The 21,017-nt window shown below is 72.1% G+C and carries 20 protein-coding genes and 1 pseudogene; 8 read left to right on the forward strand and 13 right to left on the reverse strand.

The window, feature by feature from the left end:
• Positions 1–141: 141 nt before the first annotated feature.
• On the forward strand, positions 142–981 hold the full coding sequence (locus tag N5I75_RS12985; RefSeq protein ID WP_476677067.1) for a glycoside hydrolase family 16 protein: 840 nt from the start codon (positions 142–144) through the stop codon (positions 979–981).
• A gap of 70 nt (positions 982–1,051) precedes the next feature.
• Here N5I75_RS12985 and N5I75_RS12990 read toward each other — a convergent pair whose 3' ends face one another.
• From N5I75_RS12990 to N5I75_RS13005, 4 genes are all read right to left on the reverse strand, one after another.
• The gene (locus N5I75_RS12990) at positions 1,052–1,768 is read right to left on the reverse strand and encodes a ribonuclease H family protein (RefSeq protein WP_476677069.1); all 717 of its coding nucleotides are present in this window, start codon (positions 1,766–1,768) and stop codon (positions 1,052–1,054) included.
• 7 nt (positions 1,769–1,775) lie between these two features.
• Positions 1,776–3,458, reverse strand: a complete 1,683-nt coding sequence (locus tag N5I75_RS12995) for an acyl-CoA dehydrogenase family protein (protein ID WP_476677071.1) — start codon at positions 3,456–3,458, stop codon at positions 1,776–1,778.
• A complete protein-coding gene (locus N5I75_RS13000) occupies positions 3,442–4,068 on the reverse strand; it encodes a TetR/AcrR family transcriptional regulator (RefSeq protein WP_476677073.1) in 627 nt (208 codons plus the stop codon). Before N5I75_RS13000 ends, N5I75_RS12995 begins: the two co-directional genes overlap by 17 nt.
• Before the next feature lie 80 nt (positions 4,069–4,148).
• On the reverse strand, positions 4,149–4,544 hold the full coding sequence (locus tag N5I75_RS13005) for a nitroreductase/quinone reductase family protein (RefSeq protein WP_476677075.1): 396 nt from the start codon (positions 4,542–4,544) through the stop codon (positions 4,149–4,151).
• A gap of 137 nt (positions 4,545–4,681) precedes the next feature.
• Between N5I75_RS13005 and N5I75_RS13010 the strand changes: the two genes are divergently transcribed.
• Positions 4,682–6,082: a S41 family peptidase gene (locus N5I75_RS13010; protein WP_476677077.1), complete on the forward strand. Its 1,401-nt coding sequence runs from the start codon at positions 4,682–4,684 to the stop codon at positions 6,080–6,082.
• A gap of 208 nt (positions 6,083–6,290) precedes the next feature.
• Here the strand turns inward: N5I75_RS13010 and N5I75_RS13015 are convergent, their stop codons facing one another.
• A complete protein-coding gene (locus N5I75_RS13015; protein ID WP_476677078.1) occupies positions 6,291–7,808 on the reverse strand; it encodes a hypothetical protein in 1,518 nt (505 codons plus the stop codon).
• A 139-nt stretch (positions 7,809–7,947) separates the two neighbouring features.
• Here N5I75_RS13015 and N5I75_RS13020 point away from each other — a divergent pair, with 139 nt between their 5' ends.
• Complete coding sequence (locus N5I75_RS13020) at positions 7,948–8,748, forward strand: alpha/beta fold hydrolase (RefSeq protein ID WP_476677080.1); 801 nt, start codon at positions 7,948–7,950, stop codon at positions 8,746–8,748.
• A 305-nt stretch (positions 8,749–9,053) separates the two neighbouring features.
• On the opposite strand, the gene N5I75_RS13025 is transcribed toward N5I75_RS13020, so the two are convergent.
• The 5 genes from N5I75_RS13025 to N5I75_RS13045 form a co-directional block, all read right to left on the reverse strand.
• A complete protein-coding gene (locus N5I75_RS13025; RefSeq protein WP_476677082.1) occupies positions 9,054–10,016 on the reverse strand; it encodes an SDR family oxidoreductase in 963 nt (320 codons plus the stop codon).
• Between the two features lie 129 nt (positions 10,017–10,145).
• Positions 10,146–11,510 carry a GH1 family beta-glucosidase gene (locus N5I75_RS13030; protein ID WP_476677083.1) on the reverse strand — a complete coding sequence of 455 codons (1,365 nt, stop codon included), beginning with the start codon at positions 11,508–11,510 and terminating at the stop codon, positions 10,146–10,148.
• 31 nt (positions 11,511–11,541) lie between these two features.
• On the reverse strand, positions 11,542–12,435 hold the full coding sequence (locus N5I75_RS13035) for a carbohydrate ABC transporter permease (protein WP_476677085.1): 894 nt from the start codon (positions 12,433–12,435) through the stop codon (positions 11,542–11,544).
• A complete protein-coding gene (locus N5I75_RS13040; RefSeq protein WP_476677087.1) occupies positions 12,428–13,438 on the reverse strand; it encodes a carbohydrate ABC transporter permease in 1,011 nt (336 codons plus the stop codon). The genes N5I75_RS13035 and N5I75_RS13040 overlap by 8 nt, the downstream gene beginning before the upstream one ends.
• 14 nt (positions 13,439–13,452) lie before the next feature.
• On the reverse strand, positions 13,453–14,769 hold the full coding sequence (locus tag N5I75_RS13045; protein ID WP_476677089.1) for an ABC transporter substrate-binding protein: 1,317 nt from the start codon (positions 14,767–14,769) through the stop codon (positions 13,453–13,455).
• A 179-nt stretch (positions 14,770–14,948) separates the two neighbouring features.
• On the opposite strand from N5I75_RS13045, the gene N5I75_RS13050 reads away from it, so the two are divergent.
• From N5I75_RS13050 to N5I75_RS13070, 5 genes are all read left to right on the forward strand, one after another.
• The gene (locus N5I75_RS13050; RefSeq protein WP_476677091.1) at positions 14,949–16,301 is read left to right on the forward strand and encodes an ROK family transcriptional regulator; all 1,353 of its coding nucleotides are present in this window, start codon (positions 14,949–14,951) and stop codon (positions 16,299–16,301) included.
• A 40-nt stretch (positions 16,302–16,341) separates the two neighbouring features.
• The gene (locus N5I75_RS13055) at positions 16,342–16,866 is read left to right on the forward strand and encodes a GNAT family N-acetyltransferase (protein WP_476677093.1); all 525 of its coding nucleotides are present in this window, start codon (positions 16,342–16,344) and stop codon (positions 16,864–16,866) included.
• On the forward strand, positions 16,867–17,082 hold the full coding sequence (locus tag N5I75_RS13060) for a hypothetical protein (RefSeq protein WP_476677095.1): 216 nt from the start codon (positions 16,867–16,869) through the stop codon (positions 17,080–17,082). It abuts the gene before it with no gap.
• 72 nt (positions 17,083–17,154) lie between these two features.
• Positions 17,155–17,706, forward strand: coding sequence for a DUF4232 domain-containing protein (locus N5I75_RS13065; RefSeq protein ID WP_476677097.1), 552 nt, complete (start codon positions 17,155–17,157; stop codon positions 17,704–17,706).
• Positions 17,707–17,912: 206 nt separating this feature from the next.
• A complete protein-coding gene (locus N5I75_RS13070; RefSeq protein ID WP_476677099.1) occupies positions 17,913–19,724 on the forward strand; it encodes a coagulation factor 5/8 type domain-containing protein in 1,812 nt (603 codons plus the stop codon).
• Here the strand turns inward: N5I75_RS13070 and N5I75_RS13075 are convergent.
• The 3 genes and pseudogenes from N5I75_RS13075 to N5I75_RS13085 all read right to left on the reverse strand — a co-directional run.
• Positions 19,713–19,976 carry a DUF5133 domain-containing protein gene (locus N5I75_RS13075; RefSeq protein WP_476677101.1) on the reverse strand — a complete coding sequence of 88 codons (264 nt, stop codon included), beginning with the start codon at positions 19,974–19,976 and terminating at the stop codon, positions 19,713–19,715. The genes N5I75_RS13070 and N5I75_RS13075 overlap by 12 nt on opposite strands.
• A 99-nt stretch (positions 19,977–20,075) precedes the next feature.
• Positions 20,076–20,717, reverse strand: a complete 642-nt coding sequence (locus tag N5I75_RS13080; protein WP_476677103.1) for an NAD(P)-dependent oxidoreductase — start codon at positions 20,715–20,717, stop codon at positions 20,076–20,078.
• An 18-nt stretch (positions 20,718–20,735) separates the two neighbouring features.
• Positions 20,736–21,017, reverse strand: a pseudogene (locus tag N5I75_RS13085) (MFS transporter); the annotation flags it as partial.

The following is a 21,017-nucleotide window of genomic DNA, read 5'->3' on the forward strand; positions in this document are numbered from 1 at the left end:
CTCCGTCACCCTTCTTAAATCAACTCTTGAAGTCAAGGAACCGGGCACACCCCCACTGCCTTCACTTGTCTTCGGCTGTCCTCACTACTCGGCGCGCCCCGGACAGGCGCGATCCCCCTACCCGAAGTGATGTGATCCCTCATGCGCATACCTCTGCGCCACAAACTGCCCCTGGCCGCCGCGGCACTCCTGTGTCTGGGCGCGGGCCTGATGCCCTCCGCACAGGCGGCCGACACCGGTGCCGCCGCGGTCACCTTCTCCGACGAGTTCGACGGGGCCGCGGGCTCGGCGGTCGACGGGTCGAAGTGGCTGACCGAGACCGGCGACAACGTCAACAACCACGAGCGGCAGTACTACACGTCCGGCAACAGCAACGCGGCGCTCGACGGCCAGGGCCACCTGGTGATCACGGCGAAGAAGGAGAACCCGTCCAACTACCAGTGCTGGTACGGGACCTGCCAGTACACCTCGGCGCGGCTGAACACGTCGGGCAGGTTCTCGACGACGCACGGCCACGTCGAGGCGCGGATGAAGATCCCGCGCGGGCAGGGCATCTGGCCGGCGTTCTGGATGCTCGGCGACGACATCGGCTCGGTCGGCTGGCCGAACTCGGGCGAGATCGACATCATGGAGAACGTCGGCTTCGAGCCGAACACCGTGCACGGCACGATCCACGGGCCCGGCTACTCGGGGTCGGGCGGCATCGGCGCGGGCTACTCGCTCCCCGGCGGCCAGGCGTTCGCGGACGACTTCCACACGTTCGCCGTCGACTGGACGCCGAACTCCATCAAGTGGTCGGTGGACGGCACGGTCTACCAGACGCGCACGCCCGCCGACGTCGGCGGCAACCAGTGGGTCTTCGAGAAGCCGTTCTTCGTCATCCTCAACCTGGCGGTCGGCGGCGACTGGCCGGGCGACCCGGACGGCAACACCCAGTTCCCGCAGCAGCTGATCGTGGACTACGTGCGGGTCTCCAGCTGACACCCGCAAGGGCAACGGCCCCGCTCGACCGCCTCCGTACGGGGGTGATCGAGCGGGGCCGCGACGCGTCTCAGGCCGACGCGCGGCACTCCGGGTGACCCCAGCCGTCGGGGTTCTTGGCGATCTCCTCACCCGCGGTGTACGCGCGTCCGCAGCGGCAGCGGCCGGGGAACTTCGCCTTGAGGGTGCGCGCCGAGCCGCCCGAGGAACCCGCCACGCCCGACGTGCGCTTCCTGGCGGTGGCGGCCCGGGTCGAGCCGCCGGACGCCTTGCCCGCCGCCTTCTTCGTCGACGGGGCCGAGGGCGGCGGCACCGGCGAGCCGAGGGCGCTGCCCGCGTCCACCTGCTGGACCGCGGCCTGGCTGGCGGCGCGGTCCGCGAAGTCGTTGAGCGGGTCGCCGTCGACCTGGTGCGCGGGCACGTACTTGAACTCGACCTTGCGGCCCTCGAGCAGCGCGTCGATCCGGGCGACCAGCTCCTGGTTGGCGACGGGCTTGCCGGAGGCGGTCTTCCAGCCCTTGCGCTTCCAGCCGGGCAGCCACGTCGTGACCGCCTTCATCGCGTACTGCGAGTCCATCCGGACCTCGAGCTCGACCTCACGGCCGACCGTCGTCAACAGCCGCTCCAGAGCGGTGAGTTCGGCGACGTTGTTGGTCGCCGTGCCCAGCGCGCCGGCCTCCCACCGCACGGGCTGCTCGTCACCGTCCGCGACGACCCATGCCCATCCCGCGGGTCCGGGGTTTCCTTTCGACGCGCCGTCACACGCGGCGATCACACGTTCTGCCATGCCTCGATCATGCCAGGGTCCGCGCCCGATCGAGGATTGTTGACGTGTCCACGCCGAACGGAAGGGTGCCGAAGGCCACACCCCAGTCCCGGTCGAGCCGCGAGGCGCAGAACGCGTCCGCGACGGCCGGTGCCCCGTGCCGGACGAGCAGGGAGCCCTGGAAGACGAGGGCGAGCGTCTCCACGAAGCGGCGGGCGCGGAACTGGAGCGCGTCGGGGTCGCCGCCGAGCGCGGCCAGGTCCTTGCGGAGCCGGGCCACGGCCTCGTCGAGCCGCCGGTCCGCACCGGCCGCGAGGTCGACCTCCTCGAAGTACGCCTCGACGGTCGCGGGCTGCCGGGCCATGGCGCGCAGCACATCCAGCGCGGCGACATTGCCCGAGCCCTCCCAGATCGAGGGCAGCGGCGCCTCCCGGTACAGGCGCGGCATGCCGGAGTCCTCGACGTAGCCGTTGCCGCCGAGGCATTCGAGGGCCTCGGCGGCGTGCGCGGGGGCCCGCTTGCACACCCAGTACTTGGTGACGGCGAGGGCGAGGCGGCGCAGCAGGTCCTCGGAGCCGTCGCCGCGCGCGGAGCGGTCCACGGCGCCCGCGAGGCGCATCGCGGCGACGGTGGCGGCCTCCGCCTCGACGGCGAGGTCGGCGAGGACGTTGGCCATCAGCGGCTGCTCGATGAGGCGGGCGCCGAAGGCGCTGCGGTGCGTGGCATGGTGCACGGCCTGGACGAGGCCCTGGCGCATCCCGGAGGCGGAGCTGACGGCGCAGTCCAGCCGGGTCATGTTGACCATCTTGATGATGGTGGCGACACCCCGGCCCTCCTCGCCGACGAGCGTGCCGAGAGCGCCCTCGTACTCGATCTCGGAGGAGGCGTTCGAGCGGTTGCCGAGCTTGTCCTTGAGGCGCTGGAGGCGGATCGCGTTGCGGGTGCCGTCGGGCAGGACGCGCGGCACCAGGAAGCAGGAGAGGCCGCCGGGCGCCTGGGCGAGGGTGAGGAAGACGTCGGACATGGGGGCGGACGTGAACCATTTGTGGCCGGTCAGCGCGTACTGCCCCGGCTCCCCCGTCGGTACGGCCCGTGTGGTGCCCGCGCGGACGTCGGAGCCGCCCTGCTTCTCCGTCATCGACATCCCGGCGATGACGCCGCGCTTGCCGGTGGGCTCGCGCAGCCCGAAGTCGTACGTGCCGGACGTGAGCAACGGCTCGTACACGGCGGCCAGTTCAGGTGAGGTGCGCAGGGCGGGGACGGCCGCGTACGTCATCGACACCGGGCAGAGGTGCCCGGGGTCCGCCTGCCCCCACACGTAGACCTTGGCGGCGCGGGCGACGTGGGCGCCGGGGCGGTCGTCGGCCCAGGGCGCGGCGTGCAGACCGTGCTCGACGGCGACGGTCATCAGCTGATGCCAGTACGGGTGGAACTCGACCTCGTCGACGCGGTGGCCGTAGCGGTCGTGGGTGTGCAGCTCGGGGTGGTGGCGCTCGGCGAGCCGCCCCCACTCCTGCGCCTGCTCGGAACCGGCGAGGGTGCCGAGGCCGTGCAGCCCGGGCTCGGCCCACTCGGCGCCCTCGCGGCGCAGGGCCTCCAGGAGGGCGGGGTCGGCGGCGACGTCGTGGCCGGTCAGGGGCGGTACCTGGTTGGTGACTTCGTGCGTGGCCCGGTGCGTTGCGCTCTGTGCGGCTTCATGCGTGGTCGGCATCGACGGCTCCGTTCTGGGTTCCGAGGGCTCGCAGGGTGAAGGTGAGCAGGGCGGGGACGGCGTCGGGCCCCCGCTCCGGGTCGGAGAGCGGGCCGATGAGCGCCTCGGCGCCCGCGCCGACCAGCGCGGCGGCCGTCAACTGTGCGTCCTGCGGCGGCAGTTGCCCGGTCCGTACGCCGTCGGAGATGTGCTCGGCGAACACGTCACGGAACGCGCGCCGGAAGACCAGGCGCTCGGCGTCCACCGCCGGGTCGACGGGCTCGGCGAGCAGCGCGTACGCCAGGCGCGGCGACTTCAGGGCGCGGCGCGCGAACGTCTCCACGACGGCGACGACCCGCTCGGCCGGGGTGTCGGCGGGCCGGGCCGCCGCTTCCCTGACGGCGGCCACCTCGCGGGTGACGACGCGCCGGAACAGCTCGACGGACAGTTCGGCCTTGCTGGGGAAGTGCCGGTACACGCTGCCGGTGGCGATGCCCGCGCGCGCGGCGACGGCGGACACGGAGCAGCCCGCGTACCCGTGCTCGGCGAGCAGCGCGGTGGCCGCGTCGAGGACGGTGGCGCGCTGGGCGTCCATACGGGCCTGCACGGCAGGGGTTCGTCGGTAGGGCACGTAAGGAGTGAAGCACTGATTCATTGCTTCAACAAGAGGCGTGCCCCGAGCGAATGGGAGGGGTGCTTCTTCAGTGGGGCTCAGTCGGTCAGATCGATCCGCACGGTGAGGAGCTGGGTGCCGAAGGCGCGGACGGCGGCGCTGTTGTAGCGCGGCAGGGTCTTGAGGCGGGCGCGGGCGTCGTCCTCGGGGAGCAGGTGCGCGGTGCCGTGGTGCCAGCGGCCGCGCAGACGGACCCGGACCTTCGGATCGGCCTGGATGTTGCGCACGTACTGCGAGGAGAGCCCGAACTCGGAGACCAGCCAGAACGCGGCGCCGACGCGGCGCCCGCCGACCGGGGTGCGCCGGGCCAGGCCCGAGGTGCGGCCGGTGGTCTCGATGATCACCTGCCCCGGCAGCCGGAGCGACAGCGGGTTGGCGACCCGGCGCTGGAACGCCGTGACAATGCGGTGTTTGGTCTCCTGGGCGCGCGACATGGCCGCACTGTAACGGGGGTTGTCCCCCGTACGGATCGGCCGGGTGTCCCGATGGCGCGGGCGGGCGCGAGCGGCGATCGTCGTTCTCCACGGAACCGGACACGGACGGACACGGACGGACACGGCGGAGGACGACGGTGCGACAGAAGCGGTACAAGGGAGTGACGGCCCTCGTGGCGCTGGCGCTCGCGGGCGGCGCGGTGACGCCCGCGGTGGCGGCCGGACGGCCGAACGCGGTAGGCGTCGAGGGTGTGTGGCGGGTGAAGGGGTACGGCGCGGTCCTGTCGATCACGGGCGGGCGGCTGCGCGAGTACCAGACGTCGAGGGCGGGCTGCGTGCCCGGCGACACCGCGCGCCGGACGGGACCGGGTACGTACACGGACGCCGAGGGGGCGGTCTTCACCGTCAAGGCGCGGGGGACGCTGGAGACCGACGGTTCGCCCGGCCACCGGGAGCTGCGCCGCCTTGCCGCGCTGCCCCGCGACTGCGTGCGGCCGCTGCCCGCAGACCCTGTGACGTCCTTCGACGTCTTCTGGCGGTCCTTCGAGGAGAACTACCCCTTCTTCGCCGCGAAGGGCGTCGACTGGCACGCCGTACGGGACACCTACCGGCCCCGGGTCCACGCCGGTACCAGCCGCGACGAACTGTTCGCGCTCTTCAGCGAGATGGTGGCGCCGCTGTACGACGCGCATGTCGCGGTCGTCGACGGGGACCGGCACTTCGCCCGGGTCCGGCCGGGGACGACGGCGCCCGGCGAGGCGCTGGACAGGAAGGTCAGGGAGTTCGTCGTACGGCGCGACCTCGGCGGCAGGGCGCTGCGGGAGTTCGCGGGCGGGCGGATCGGTTACGCGGATCTGCCCGGCGGGCAGGGCTATCTGCGCATCTCCGGGTTCGCGGGCTACGCGGGCGAGGAGCGTTCGTACGCCGCCCATGTCGCGGAGCTCGACAGGGCACTCGACGCGGTTCTCGGCGCGGCGCGGGTCGCGAAGCTCAAGGGGCTCGTCATCGATCTGCGGATCAACGGGGGCGGGTACGACGCGCTCGGGCTGCACATCGCCGAGCGGCTCACGAACCGCCCGTACGTCGCCTACCGCAAGCGCACGCAGTACACCCGGCCGCAGCCGATCACGGTGGAACCCGCGCGGGGCGTCCCCCGGTACACGGGGCCGGTCGCCGTGCTGACCGGGGGCTCGACGGTCAGCGCGGGCGAGACGTTCACGCAGGCGCTGATCGACCGGCCCGGCGGGACGGTGCGCGTCGGGGAGGCCACGCAGGGTGTCTTCTCCGACGTGATGGGGCGCGCGCTGCCCGACGGGATGGAGGCCTTGCTCCCGAACGAGCTGTTCCTGGACCGCTCGGGGCGGACCTTCGACGGCACCGGGATCCCGCCGCATGTGCGGACGCCGGTCTTCACGGACGAGGAGTTCGCGAAGGGGCGGGACTCGGCGTTCGACGCGGCCGTCGCGCTGCTCGCGAAGCAGGGGCGGACAGAGGGAAGCCCCGGCCGTGACGGGGGACCACGGCCGGGGCGGCTATGAGGTGAACACGGATGGCGGTCGCCTCTCGGCGGAGGGCTCCGCAGGGCTTCAGCCGAACGATCTTCCCTGCGGGCTATAGGTGAGGCCCGGGGACACTGTCCCATCCGTGTCCACGGTGGGTTCAACGGGAGTGGGGGCGGAGTTGTTCCCCGCCCTTGCTTTCCATGGCGTGAGGTGGGTCACGGGCCCTGAATGCTCAGATCTTCGCTCAGGCCGGGCCGAGCGCGTCCAAGCGGCGCTGGATCGCCTCCAGCGCGCCGGGGCGGCGGCCCGGGACCTGCCGGCGCAGCGCGGACAGCGCGACGGCCCGGTCCTTCGCGCGGGCCGGGTCGGCGATCTGCTCCCACTGGTGGTGGGCCCGGTCGACGGCCGCCTCCACGTCCTCGTCGGTCCGCGCCTCACCGCGGGCGAGCCGCGCCTGGGCGACCGCCGTCCACAACTCGCAGGAGCGCGGCGCGTCCTGGGCGAGCCGCGCCAGATCCGCCCGCACCTCCAGCCAGTGCACGGCCTCCGCCGAACCGGCCCCGTGCGCCCGCAACGCCTCGCTCTCCCACATGGCCGCTATGGCGGCGGCCTCACCGTGCCGCCCGGCACGAGCGGCAGCGAGCAACATCCCGTGCGGATCGCCTCCGGCGGTGGTGCGGGGGGCGGGGGCGGCCGGGGCGGGTGGGGTGTGCGCGGGCTGGGGTTGGGCGGGGCCGGGCTGGTTCTGGAGGGGCGAGGTGGGGTGAACTGTAGGCGCTGGGCTGGATGTTGCCGGGGCGGGCCGATGGGGCGCTGCCGGGCGCTGCGGCACGGGTGCCGCCTTGGCCGTCGTGGCCGGGCCGGGCGTCACGGGCCGGCCGGACTCCCCCGGCGCCGCCGGGGCGTGTGGTACGGGCACAGTCCGAGGAGGCGGGGCCGCACCGGCAGGGCTGGGCACCCCGGAGGCCACCGGCGTCCCTGGGGCCGGCACCGCCCGGCCGGAGGTCACCGGCGCCTGCGACGCGGCCCCGTCCGGCGTCACCCGGGTCGCTGCCGGGCCGGGCGCGCCCGGCGCCACACCGCTTGGCTCCGCCGGGTACCGCGTGTCCTGGGCCAGGAACAGGGCGTTCGGGGGGCCCGCGTGGAGGGCGACTGCTTCGTGGAGGCGGGAGCGCGCGGGGCGTTCGCCGGTGCGCCAGATGTCTGCGTAGGACTTGAGGTAATCGGGGGTGGTGACGGTGCGGCGGGGCGGGGGCGGCGCCACGCGGCCGTACACGCGGACTCCGTGGCCGAGACCCAGGCCGCCGGTGCGGACGTGTTCCCAGGCGGCCGCGTCGGTCACGAGGTCGACGACGACGGTCGTGGTGTGCGGGCGGCGCAGGGCGAGTTCACCGGTGAGCCAGTGCCAGGGCAGGGCCGTGTAACGCAGGGTGGACGGCGTGGTGCGGGCCAGCGCGAAGTGGAGCAGGTGCTGGCGGTGGTCGAGGTGGAGCTGGCCCGCGATGTACAGGTGGAGCGGGCCCGGCGGCGCGGCGGCCGTGCGGATGCGGGTCAGGACGGTCTGCGGGTCGAGCGGGTCGGCCAGTTCGACGACGGTGGCCGCCGCCGTGCCGGTCAGCGCGCTCGGCGGAACCGCCGCGAGCGCGGGCAGCACGGCGGCCGCGTCGATGAGGCACCCCTTGCCCGCGGGGGCGGCTGCGAGGAGCAGCGCCGTCCCCGGCTCGGTGGGGTGTTCCTCGTGGGTGCCTTGCGCGTTGATCACACCAGCACCGTAACCGCTGCCGGTCGCGGCCCGCGCCCTGCCCGTGGACGCTCACACTTGAATCTCCCTCCGGGGGAGTTCCTACCGTGCGGCGCCACGGGGACACACGTATCGAGGAACACGAAGGGACACATCCACCATGACGGCATACGTACTGGTGTCGGGGGGTTACACGGCCGGCTGGATCTGGCGGGACGTCGCGGCGGCGCTGCGCGCGGACGGGCACCAGGTGTACCCGGCGACGCTGACCGGCCTCGGCGACCGGCGCCATCTCGCCTCCCCCGCCACCGATCTGGACACGCACATCGAGGATCTGGTGCAGCTCGTCGACCACGTGGAGGAGCCGGAGATCGTCCTCGTCGGGCACTGCTACGGCATCCATCCGGCGCTCGGCGCCGCCTCGCGCCGCCCGGAGCGGATCGCGCGCCTCGTCTACCTCGACGCGGGGCTGCCCGGCGACGGGGACAGCGCCATGGACCTGGTGACGGAGGACGTACGGGAGTACCTGCTCGCGCGGGCGGACGCACTCGGCGACGGGGTGCGGGTGCCGCCGCCCGAGCTGTCGGAGCGGGCCGTCTGGGGCGACGTACAGGACCTCGGGCCCGCCGAGCGCGAGCGGCTCTCCGGCTTCGCGGCGCCGATGCCGCTCGGCGTCCTCACGCAGCCGCTGCGGATGGAGTCGGCGCTGCCGCCCGAGCTGCCGACGACCGGCGTCTTCTGCACGCTCGGCGGCGGCCCGGGGATCGCGACGATCGCCTCGCTGGTGGCGTCGGGCGATCCCCGGTTCGCCGCCCTGGCGCGGCCGACCGTCGGCTACTTCGAGCTGGCGACCGGGCACTGGCCGATGCTGTCCGCCCCGCAGGACGTGGCGAAGGTCCTGGTGCGGGCCGCCGCGGACGAGGGCGAGCGGCTGTCGCCCGGGGCGCCGCCGGCCGTCTGAACGTGCGGACCGCCCGCCGGGCCCCGAAGCTGAGAGGCATGGACAGAGCGGACGGACTGGACGGGTACCCCACGGTCGTCGTGCACGCGGCGCAGCCCGGCGGGCGGCGCGTCGCCATCCACGGCGAGGACGCCGGGCTCGCGACCTCGCGCGCGGACGTGGTGGAGCTGCTGCGCCACGCGGGCCTGGAGAACGCGCGCCTCGACGACCCCGACTTCATCGAGTGGCGCGGCGGCGGAAGCGGGGTCTGGCCCGCCCTGACGAGCAGCCCGGACGACGGAATCCAGCGCGTCACAGGAAGCCGCTCACCGGTAGCCGGTGGTGTCGGCGGGCTTCCCCGTGTCCTGGACCTCGACGAGGTAGCGCCAGGCGTCGGGCCTGCTGCCGTCGAGGTCGGTGAAGCCGTAGACCTTGGCGAGGCCGCCGCTGGAGAGCGAGGTGCCGTTGAGTCGGGCCACGTCCGGGTCGGCGGCGAGGGCGGCGACCGCGCGGCCGACGTAGCGCGGTGTCTCGGAGATGGCGAAGTGCGGCTGGTCCTTCAGCGCGTCGCGCCAGGTCTCCTCGGTGACGCCGAACGCGTCGAGCATGATCTCCGAGCGCATCCAGCCCGGGGTGAGGGCCACGGCGGTGGCGCCGCGCGGGCCGAGTTCGTGGCCGAGGGCGAACGCCATCCGCAGCACGGCGCTCTTCGCCAGGTCGTAGAAGAAGGAGTTGCGGTAGTTCGCCCCGTTGTACTCGGCGGTGCCGTCCGTCATCTCCACGACGAGGCCGCCCGGGGTGCGCAGCAGGAGCGGCAGCGCGAAGTGGCTGGTGATGGCGTGCGTCTCGACGGCGAGGCGGTGCAGCCTGAGACCGTCGTCGAGATCGTGTTCCCAGACCGGCTTGGCCCAGGCGAAGAGGTGTTCGCCGCCCCAGATGTCGTTGACGAGGACGTCGAGACGGCCTTGTTCGGTGTCGATCCGCTCGACCAGGGTGCGGACCTGGTCCTGCTCCAGATGGTCGGTGGGGACGGCGATGCCGCGCCCGCCGGCCGCCGTGACCAGCTCCGCGGTGTCCTCGATGGTCTCGGCGCGGTCGTACTCGGAGCGCCGGGTACGCGTCGTGCGGCCGGTGACGTAGACGGTGGCGCCCGCCGCGCCCAGTTCCACGGCGATCCCGCGCCCCGCGCCGCGCGTGGCCCCGGCGACGAGCGCGACCCTGCCGTCCAATGGCGCCTGCGCGCCGTCGGGGTCCTGGTGCCGGGTGTCCTGCTGAGGTGAGTGGTTCACGTCGCTCTCCTGATGCTTTCCGCGTCGTCCTGCGTGTACGCGTCGAGCATTCCCGCTAATCCGGACATCTTCTGTCCGGCTTACCGTTCCGGCGGGCCGGTCGAAGCCGGCCCGCCGGAACGGTGCGGGTCAGGCGGCGCGCCGGGAGCGCGAGCCGTGCCTGCGCACGATGTCCGCGTACCGGTGCCCGCTCCCCTTGATGGTGCGCTTCTGCGTCGCGTAGTCGACATGCACGAGGCCGAACCGCTTGTCGTAGCCGTACGCCCACTCGAAGTTGTCCAGCAGCGACCAGGCGAAGTACCCGGCGAGCGGGGCGCCCTTGCGGACCGCGCGGGCGCAGGCCGCGATGTGGTTCACGAGGTACTCCTCGCGCTCCGGGTCGTCGACCGTGCCGTCGGGGCGGACGACGTCCGGGTAGGCCGAGCCGTTCTCGGTGATGTACAGCTTGCGGGCGCCGTACTCGTGGGTGAGGCGGAGCAGCAGCGACTCGATGCCGTTCGCGTCGACCTCCCAGTCCATGCCGGTGCGCGGGACGCCGAGGCGGCGCACGGCGTCGGCGTACGGGGCGGGGCCCGCCGGGTGGTCGGCGATGGCGGACGGGAAGTAGTAGTTGAGGCCCAGCCAGTCGAGCGGCTCGGCGATGGTCTTCAGGTCCCCTGCCTGCTCCGGGAGGTCGACCCCGTAGACCTCCAGCATGTCGGCGGGGAAGCCGCGGCCGTGGACCGGGTCGAGCCACCAGCGGTTGGAGTGGCCGTCCATGCGGCGGGTCGCGGCGATGTCCTCGGGGCGGTCGGTGGCGGGTTCGAGGTAGGCGAGGTTGTTGACGATGCCGACCTCGGCGCCGGGCACGGCGGCGCGGATCGCCTGCGTGGCGAGTCCGTGGCCGAGGAGCAGGTGGTAGGAGGCCTGGACGGCGGCGGTCAGGTCGGTCCAGCCGGGCGCCATGCGGCCTTCGAGGTGGCCGATCCACGCGGAGCACAGGGGTTCGTTGAGCGGCGTCCAGTGCTTCACGCGGTCACCGAGGCGCTCGGCGACGACGGCCGCGTAGGCGGCGAAGTGCTCGGCGGTCTCGCGGGCGGGCCAGCCGCCGCGGTCCTGGATTACCTGCGGCAGGTCCCAGTGGTAGAGGGTGACGGAGGGGGTGATGCCCTCGGCGAGGAGCGCGTCGATGATCTCGTCGTAGAAGTCGAGGCCCTTGGCGTTGACGACGCCGTCGCCGCCGGGCATCACGCGCGGCCAGGCCACCGACAACCGGTAGGCATTGGTGCCGAGTTCGCGCATGAGGCCGATGTCGTCGCGCCAGCGGTGATAGTGGTCGCAGGCGACATCGCCGTGGTCGTCGCCTGCGACCTTGCCGGGGGTGTGCGAGAAGGTGTCCCAGATGGAGGGCGAGCGGCCGTCCTCGGCGACGGCGCCCTCGATCTGGTACGCGGACGTGGCCGTGCCCCACAGGAAGTCGTGCGGGAAGGCGGCGAGGTCAAGGGGGTCGGACACAGGGTTCCTTTCAGAGGTCACGAAGGCGCGCTCACTTGACGGCGCCGGCGGTCAGGCCGGTGACGAGGTAGCGCTGGAGGAGCAGGAAGCCGGCGACGACGGGCACGCTGACGACCAGGGACGCGGCCATGATCTGGTTCCAGTACACGTCGTTGAGGTTGGCGTAGGCGCCGAGGCCGACCGAGAGGGTGCGGGTGGTCTCGTTGGTCATGACGGAGGCGAAGAGGACCTCGCCCCAGGCGGTCATGAAGGAGTAGACGGCGACCGCGACGATGCCCGGGATGGCGGCGGGCACGATGATGCGGAACAGCGCGCCGAGCGGACCGCAGCCGTCGACGAGGGCGGCCTCGTCGAGGTCGCGCGGCACCGACTCGAAGTACCCGATCAGCATCCAGATCGAGAACGGCAGCGTGAACGTCATGTAGGTGAGGATCAGTCCGCCGCGCGAGCCGAACAGGGCGATCCCGGTGGCGTTGCCGATGTTGACGTAGATGAGGAACAGCGGCAGCAGGAAGAGGATGCCGGGCAGCATCTGCGTCGACAGGACGGTCACGGTGAAGACGCGCTTGCCGCGGAAGCGGTAGCGGCTGACCGCGTAGGCGGCGAAGACGGCGATGACGACGGAGCAGACGGTCGCCGCGCCCGCCACGATCACCGAGTTCATGAAGTACTTGGCGAGCGGGACCGTCGACCAGATGTCGATGTACGGGCGGATGGTGAGGCCGCTCGGGATCCAGCGGAACTCGCCCTGGACGTCCTGGAGCGGTTTGAGCGAGCTGGACACCATGACGAACACGGGCAGCAGCACGAAGGACGCGAGGAGGGTCAGGAAGATCCGGCGGGACCACACGAAGGACCGGGGCGCCGCCATCGGCGACCGGTGCCGCGCGGGGGTCACCGGCCGGGCGAGCTGGGTGTCAGACATCGGCGGTCTTCCTTCCCCGCGAGGTGAGCGCCAGGTAGATGCCGGTCACGACGAGCAGGAACAGCAGGAGCAGGACGGACATGGCGGAGCCGGTGCCGAAGTTCCAGGTGACGAACGACGACTGGTAGATGTGGACCGAGATGAGGTCCGCGGCCTCGGGCGCCGCCTTGCCGAACATCACGTACGGCGTGTTGAAGTCGTTGAACGTCCACAGGAACAGGACGAGGACCAGGACCTGGTTGACGGGTCGCAGTGACGGCAGCGTGATGCGGCGCAGTTGCTGCCACAGTCCGGCGCCGTCGAGGTTGGCGGCCTCGTACATCTCCTTGGGGATGTTCTGCAGTCCGGCCATCACGATGAGGAAGGCGAACGGCCAGCCCTTCCAGACGGAGACGGTGAGCAGCGCGTAGAAGCTGTTGTCGCCGATGAGCCAGAACGAGGGCTTGTCGGTGACGCCGAGCTGGTCGTGCAGGACGTGGTTCACCAGGCCGTTGTCGTGCTGGAACATGAAGACCCAGGTGATGACGGCGGCGTAGACGGGCAGCGCGTACGGGATGAGGAACAGGGCGCGCAGGATGCCGCGGCCCTTGAACGTCTCCTGCATGTAGATCGCGGCGGCCGTGCCGATGGCCCAGCACAGGCCGACGGAGAGGACCGTGAAGAGGCAGGTGACGAAGAAGGAGTGGAGCAGCGCCTGGCCGACGGGGGCGTCGAAGTCGACGGCGATCTTGAAGTTGTCCAGGCCCGACCAGGGGGCGTTGGTCCAGTCGCGGATGTAGAACTGCGTGAGTTCGCGGAAGCTCATCACGATGCCGATGACCATCGGGACGAGGTGGACGAGGAGTTCCAGGGCCAGGGCCGGCAGGAGGAGCAGGTACGGCAGGCCGATCCGGCGGATCCGCCCGGGGCGGCGGCTCTTGCCGCGCGCCGCCCCGGGGGAGTTCTTGCCGAGGGCCCGCCCCTCCCCCGCCTCGGTGGCGGGGGTGGTGGCGGTCGTGGTCATGTGGGTCTCCGCACTCACTTGTTCGGCATCGACTGCTGTGCCTTGGTCAGCGCGGCCTTCACGGACTCCGTGGTGACCGGCTTGCCCGCGGCGGCGTCCGCGAAGAGCTCCTTCACGGCGGTGCCGACGGCGGTCTCGAACTGCGACTCGTCGGCAACCTGCGGCAGCGGGGCCGCGCTCTTGGCGAGGGTGTCCTTGAGGACGGCGGTGGCCTGCGCGTTGAACGCGGGGTCGGACTGGGCGTCCTTGACCGGCGGGATGGAGCCGTAGGTCTTGTTGAGGAGGGTGGACTCCTCGGTGCTGGTCATGAACTTCACGAACTTCGCGGCGCCGTCGAGGTTCTTGGTGTTCTTGAAGACGGCGATGTTGATGCCGGCGACCATGGAGTTGGTGGAAGTGCCCTGGCCGGGGGCGCCGGACTGGACGGGCGCGGGCACGACGCCGTAGTCGCTGTCCTTCATGCCCTGCGACTTGAAGGTGGAGGCGGCGGCCTGCCACAGGACCATCGCGGTCTTGTTCTTGGAGAAGTCGCTGAGGGACTGGTTCTGCGCGTACTCGGCGTTGCCGGGCGCGATGATCTTGTCCTTGGCCATCAGGTCGACATACTGCTTGACGGCCTTGACGGCACCGTCGGAGGTGAAGTCGGGCTTGCCGTCGGCGGTGAACCAGTCGGCGCCGTGCTGCTTGGCGAGGACGAAGACCTGGTGGATGTTGTTGGAGAGGTTGGAGCCCTCGGCGGCGAGGCCCCACTTGCCGTCCTTGGAGATCTTCTTGCCCGCGGCGACGATCTCGTCCCAGGTCGTCGGGGGCTTGGCGATCCCCGCGTCCTTGAACATCTTCTTGTTGTAGTAGAGCGCGTACGACATGGAGTAGAGCGGGACCGCGGCCGGGTCCTTGCCCTCGGCGCCGGCCGAGCCGAGCGCGGACTCGACGAACCGGTCCTTGCCGCCGATCTTCTCGAAGTTCTTCGCGTCCCAGGGCAGCAGCGCGCCGCTGGCCTGGAGGGAGGCGCTCCAGGTGTTGCCGATGTTGAGGACGTCGGGGCCCTGGCCCGAGGTGGTCGCGGTGAGGATCCGGTTGAGCAGGTCCGACCACGGGATGACTTCGAGCTTGACCTTGATGCCGGTCTGCTGCTCGAACTTGTCGAGCTCGGGCTGGAGGACCTTCTTGTCCACCGAGATGCTGGCGCCCTGGTTCGACGCCCAGTACGTCAGGGTCTTCGGGGAGTCGTTGGACCCGCCGCCCGAGGACGAGCCGCCGCCGCAGGCGGTCGCGGCGAGGGCGAGCGAGAGGGTGGCGGCGCCGACGGCTGCGGCTCGGATTCTGCTCATGGCTCCAGGTGTCCCTTATCCGGAGGAACCCCGACAGGCTTCAAGTAGTGAACGCCCTCAGGGCTTAATTTAGGCTGTGAGTTAAGCCGCACAAGAAGAGGGCGTCAAGAGATCGGACACGGGTATCTTGCGCGAGGCGGGCGTTGTTGGCGTCCCACGGGCGCAGGGAGAGGGAGAACATGGCCGGGCGGAACGGGCGTACGGTGCACGACCTGCGGCGCGAGAATCGCGCGGCCCTTTTGCAACAGTTGTATTTCGATGGTCCGCTGAGCCGGTACGAGCTCGGCCCGGCGACCGGCCTGAGTTCAGGTTCCGTCAGCAATGTGGTGGCCGAGCTGGCCGCCGAGGGTCTGGTGGAGGAGGCGGGCAGCGTCGAGTCCGACGGCGGCCGGCCGCGTACGCTGCTGCGGATCGCGCCGGACTGCGGGCTGCTGATCGGCGTCGACGTGGGCGAGAACCTGGTCCGCGTCGAGCTGTTCGACCTGGTCCTCACCGAACTCGCGCGCGTGGAACGCCCGTTGGCCGAGCGCGACCGCTACGACGTCGATCTCGTCGTCCGCCACATCCGTGACGGGATCGCCGATGTCCTGGCGGCGGCCGACGCGGATCCCGCACGGCTGCTCGGCGTCGGGGTGGGCGTGCCCGGCATCGTGGCGCGGGAGCCGGAGCGCGGGGCGGTCGTGCACGGCCAGACGATCGGCTGGCCGGAGGTCCCCCTGGAGCAGTTGCTTCGCAAATCCTCCCAACTCCCGCCCGCAGTCCCGTACTTCATCGACAACGGTGCCAAGACGCTCGGCCAGGCGGAGATGTGGTTCGGCGCGGGCCGCGGCGCGGGCAGCGCGGTGGTCGTCCTCTTCGGCTCGGGCGTCGGCGCGTGCGTCGTCGCCGAGGACGGGGCGGAGGGCCGGGCCGTCGAGTGGGGCCATCTGACCGTACGGGTACGGGGCCGGCGCTGCCGGTGCGGTGCGCTGGGCTGCCTGGAGGCGTACGCGGGGGCGCAGGCCCTGGTCGAACGCTGGCGCGAGGCGGGCGGAGCCCCCAGCGGGGACGGCGGGGAGGAGGCGGCGCTCACGGAACTGCTGGAGACGGCGTACGGGGACGAACTCTCCGGGCCGGAAGGACCCACCCCGCTGGAGCGGGCTCTCGCGCTCTCCGTGCTGGAGGAGACCGCCGAGTACCTGGGCGCGGGGCTCTCCGACCTGATCAACCTCTTCCAGCCCGAGCGCATTCTGATCGGGGGCTGGGCGGGGCTGCGTCTCGGGCCGCGGTTCCTGGACTCGGTGCGGCGGCACATCGGCACGTACGCGCTGCACTACCCGGTCGGCCGGGTCGGTGTGGAGCTGGGCCGTCTCGGCCCGGACGCGGTGACGGTCGGCGCGGCCACGCTGCCCCTCGCCGGGTTCTTCGCCCGGGGCGGGCGCCGGGCGGAACCGGCCCGCGCGCAGGAACAGCCCGGCTGGCGGCGGGCGTTGGTGGCACGCCGGGGGGTGCGGGGCCGGGTTCCGGCGGGGAGCCAGGAGGTCGCCCAGTAACTCGCTCGGCGCACCCGCACCCCGCGTGTTCTCATGAGGCGTGCGAGAGACGAACGACAGCGCGCCGCAGATCAGGCTGCGCACCGCGGAAGATCTGCCAGGGTGTGTCGCCGTACTGCGAGCCGTGCATGAGCGGGACCGGTACCCGCTGCGGTGGCCGTCCGACCCCGCGCGCTGGCTGGCCCATGAAGCGGGCGACGCGGGATGGGTCGCGGAGCACGAGGGACGGATCGTCGGGCATGTGCTGCTCGTGCGGCCCGACGGGGGTGATGTGGCGCCCGGCCTGGTCCCGGCGGCCGCGGCGGCCGTCGTCAGCAGGCTGTTCGTCGATCCCGGGGCCCGGGGCCTGCGGATCGGCGCACTGCTCCTCGACGAAGCCGCGCGCGAGGCCCGTCGGCGCGGAGCCCGCGCCGTCCTCGACGTCGTCACCACCGACACCGCCGCCATCGCCCTGTACGAGCGACAAGGCTGGGAGTTCCTCGCCAAGGGTCAACAGGAGTGGGGACCGGGTGAGTTGGTCGACGTACGCTGTTACGCGGCACCGCCCGTACCCGGCCCGCCTTAGGTGACGACCGCCTTCGGCGACACGTTCGCGGAGAAGACGGGGTTCGACCCGCGCGCCGCCGACGGCCCTTCTCCGTACTTCCGGATCCGCCCGCTGCTGATCCAGGCGTGGCGCGAGGTGAACGAGCTGGCGGCGCGGGACCTGATGCGCGACGGGAAGTGGCTCGTGGAGGGCTGGGACCCCGGCGCCCCGGCGCCCGGATGCGCGGAGCCGTAGCCCGGGATACCCTTTTATGTCCGCATTTCCGCGGGGAGCCGTAGCGCCCCGCACCACGAACTGGGGGCTCCGATGCGCGCATGTTCCCGTCTCGTCACGGCCGCCGCGATCGCCGTGACCGCCCTCGCCGCCCCGGTCGCCGCCTCGTCGGGCGCCTCGGCCGGGGAACGGCCCCGTTGCGCCGAGAAGGACCTCACGCTGCGCGCCGAGCCGTCCGACGACAGCGACGGCGTACTGAAGCTGAGCCTGCGCAACGACTCGGCGCGGGCCTGCCTCGTCGACCGCGTGCCGACCGTCACCTACGGCGAGCTGGACGGTGCCGCGCTCCCGGTGCCGACCGTGCCGCACGCCGGGCGCACCCTCGCCGCGCACACCACCGTGTACGCGGCGGTCCGCTCCCTGTCGGACTCGAAGGACGCCGAGGACGGAGCCCGCACGGTCCTCTCCGTGCACGTGGTCACCGTCCCCGACCACGACGGCCGGACGTTCCAGGCCCTGAAGCTGGGCGCCCCGGCCGGGGTGCGCGTCTACGAGCCGGTGACGACGCTGTGGCAGTCGTCGGCGCACCGGGCGCAGACGGTCCTGGAGGAGGAGACGACGGGCCGGGGCATGTTCGCCGCCTAACTCGTGGCCAGGATCAGGATCTGGATCAAGCACTGGTGGTGGCCGTTCCGTCACTTCCTGAAGCGCCAACTGCCCGTTGTGCGCGCTATGTTGCGTGTGCACCCCGCGATCTCTTCGAACTTCGGTCACAACTCTTGACGCCCACGTCTCACACCTGAAACATGCCTGGCCTGGAGAGCGCTCCCACACCCCCACTCGTTCACTTCATGAACCAGGAGAGCCGCGTGTCCGACCTCCCCCCACGCCACGCACGCACCACTCGCCCCACCCGCCGTACGGTTCTCGGCGCGGCGGCCGCTGTCGCCGCGACGCTGCCCGTGCTCGGTACCGCCGTCGCCTCGGCGACCGAGTCCGCGCCCCGCGAGGCGAAGGCCGCCGGCGGCGGTGACCTCGGTCCGAACGTCATCGTCTTCGACCCCTCCACCCCCGGCATCCAGGCCAAGCTCGACGAGATCTTCAAGCAGCAGGAGTCGGCCCAGTTCGGCGCCGGGCGCTACGCGCTGCTGTTCAAGCCGGGCACGTACAGCGGGCTCAACGCGCAGCTCGGCTTCTACACCTCGATAGCGGGCCTCGGCCTCTCCCCCGACGACACGACCATCAACGGGGACGTGACGGTCGACGCGGGCTGGTTCGACGGCAACGCCACGCAGAACTTCTGGCGCAGCGCGGAGAACCTCGCCCTGGTCCCGGTCAGCGGCACCAACCGGTGGGCGGTCGCGCAAGCGGCGCCCTTCCGCCGGATGCACGTACGCGGCGGGCTCAATCTGGCGCCCGACGGCTACGGCTGGGCCAGCGGCGGCTACATCGCCGACAGCCGGATCGACGGCAAGGTCGCCCCGTACTCGCAGCAGCAGTGGTACACCCGTGACTCGTCGGTCGGCGGCTGGGAGAACGCCGTCTGGAACATGGTGTTCTCCGGCGTAGAGGGCGCGCCCGCGCAGAGCTTCCCCGACCCGCCGTACACGACGCTCGACGCGACGCCGGTCTCCCGCGAGAAACCGTTCCTGTACCTCGACGGCGCGGACTACAAGGTCTTCCTGCCGGAGAAGCGGACGAACGCGCGCGGCACGAGCTGGGGCGGCGGCACCCCGCGCGGCACCTCGGTCCCGCTCGACCAGTTCTACGTGGCGAAGCCCGGGGACAGCGCGGCCACGATCAACGCGGCGCTCTCCGACGGCCTGCACCTCCTGCTGACCCCCGGCGTCTACCACCTGGACGCGCCGATCCAGGTGGACCGCGCGGGCACGGTCGTCCTCGGCCTCGGCTACGCCACGCTCATCCCCGACGGCGGAGCCACCGCGGTCAAGGTCGCCGACGTGGACGGGGTGCGGCTCGCCGGGTTCCTGATCGACGCGGGGACGGTCAACTCCGAGACGCTGCTGGAGGTCGGCCCGCAGGGCGCGTCGGCCGACCACTCGGCGGACCCGATCACCGTGCAGGACGTGTTCGTGCGGATCGGCGGCGCGGGCGCGGGCAAGGCCACCACCAGCATGGTGATCAACGCGCGGCACACCATCGTCGACCACACCTGGGTGTGGCGCGCCGACCACGGCGAAGGCGTCGGCTGGGAGACCAACCGCGCCGACTACGGCGTCGTCGTCAACGGCGACGACGTCCTCGCCACCGGCCTGTTCGTCGAGCACTTCAACAAGTACGACGTGCAGTGGAACGGCGAGCGCGGGCGCACGATCTTCTACCAGAACGAGAAGGCGTACGACGCCCCGAACCAGGCCGCGATCCAGAACGGCTCGGTCAAGGGCTTCGCCGCCTACAAGGTCGCCGACAACGTCACCACGCACGAGGGCTGGGGTCTCGGCTCCTACTGCAACTACACCTCGGACTCGACGATCCAGCAGGGCCACGGCTTCGCCGCGCCGAACACGCCGGGCGTGAAGTTCCACGGCCTGCTCGTGGTCTCGCTCGGCGGCAAGGGCCAGTACGACCACGTCATCAACGACATCGGGTCCGCCACGTCGGGCGACTCCACGGTGCCGTCGACGGTCGTGTCATACCCCTGACATCCGCGCCTCCGTACGGGGGCGGGCCGCGCCGATGAGCGACTCGTCGTGGACCCGGGCGCCGGGCAGCCGGTGCCGGGCCGCGACGAGCGCGGTGTCGATGTCACGGGTGCCGGTGGCGACGCAGAGCGTGTACGACACGTCGTCGAGGCGGCGACGCGCCTCGGCGCCGCCCTCCCCGGCGTCGAGCACACTGAGCGTCTCGTACTCGCGCACGAGATCGGCCAGCAGGGCGGGGTGGGCCAGCAGCATCGTCGGGGCTCCTTGTCGGCGGTCGTCGGAGGCGGTCCCCGCCCGTGTGCCCTGGCGTTTCACCCGCAAACGGACGGAATGCTCGCGCCGCTGTCACCGTCAGTAGGCCGCCGTGAACCGGGTGCGGTGGTGCGCCGGCCGCTCGGCCTCGTCCAGGAGCACCACCGCGAGGTCCTCCATGGAGAGCGCGGAGGTGCCGTCGGCGTCGACGACGAGGTCGTCCGCGCCGAGCCGGTAGCGGCCGGTGCGCTCGCCGGGTTCGAGGAGAGCGGCCGGGCTGAGATACGCCCAGTCCACGTCGTGGGCGGTGGTGCGGCAGGCGGCGAGCTGCTCGTCGCAGGCCAGGGCGATGGGCCGCCAGGACGCGGGGAAGTCCGGGGCGTCCTTCACGGTGGTGCCGCCGGTGCCGGGCACGATGAGGCTTCCGGCGCCGCCGACGAGCAGGAGCCGTACGCCGGTCGCGTGCAGGCCGGTCAGCAGGGCGCGGGCGACGGCGGCCAGTTCGGGCTCGCGGCCGGGCGCCGGACGGGTCGCGGAGACGATCAGGTCCTGCCCCTCCGCGAGGCGGGCGACGGTGTGCGGGTCGGACGCGTCACCGATGCGCAGCCGCACATCGGCGGGCAGCGCGGCCGCGCGAGTTAAGTCCCGTACGACCCCGGTGACGTCGTGCCCGCGCGCGAGCGCCTCGGCGACGACCCGGCGGCCGACATTGCCCGCGGCTCCGAGAACAGTGATCTTCAAGGGTCTCTCCGTACGTTGTCAGGCGGGGCGGCGTTCCGTCGCCCAGGTCAGGAAGGATTTGGCGGCGAGGAGGGCGCCGAGCGCGCAGACTCCGGGCCAGGCCGCCGCCGCCCAGACGACGGAGGCGAGCGCCGAGCCGAGGGCGCCGCCGAGGAAGAAGCAGGTCATGAACGCGGAGTTGATACGGGAGCGGGCCTCGGGGCGCAGCGCGTAGATCACCGTCTGGCTGCTGTTGAGAACGGCCTGCTGACCGATGTTGAGGACGACGACGCCGAGCACGAGCCAGGCCAGGGGAGCGTT

It is taken from the genome of Streptomyces sp. R818 (assembly GCF_056172735.1).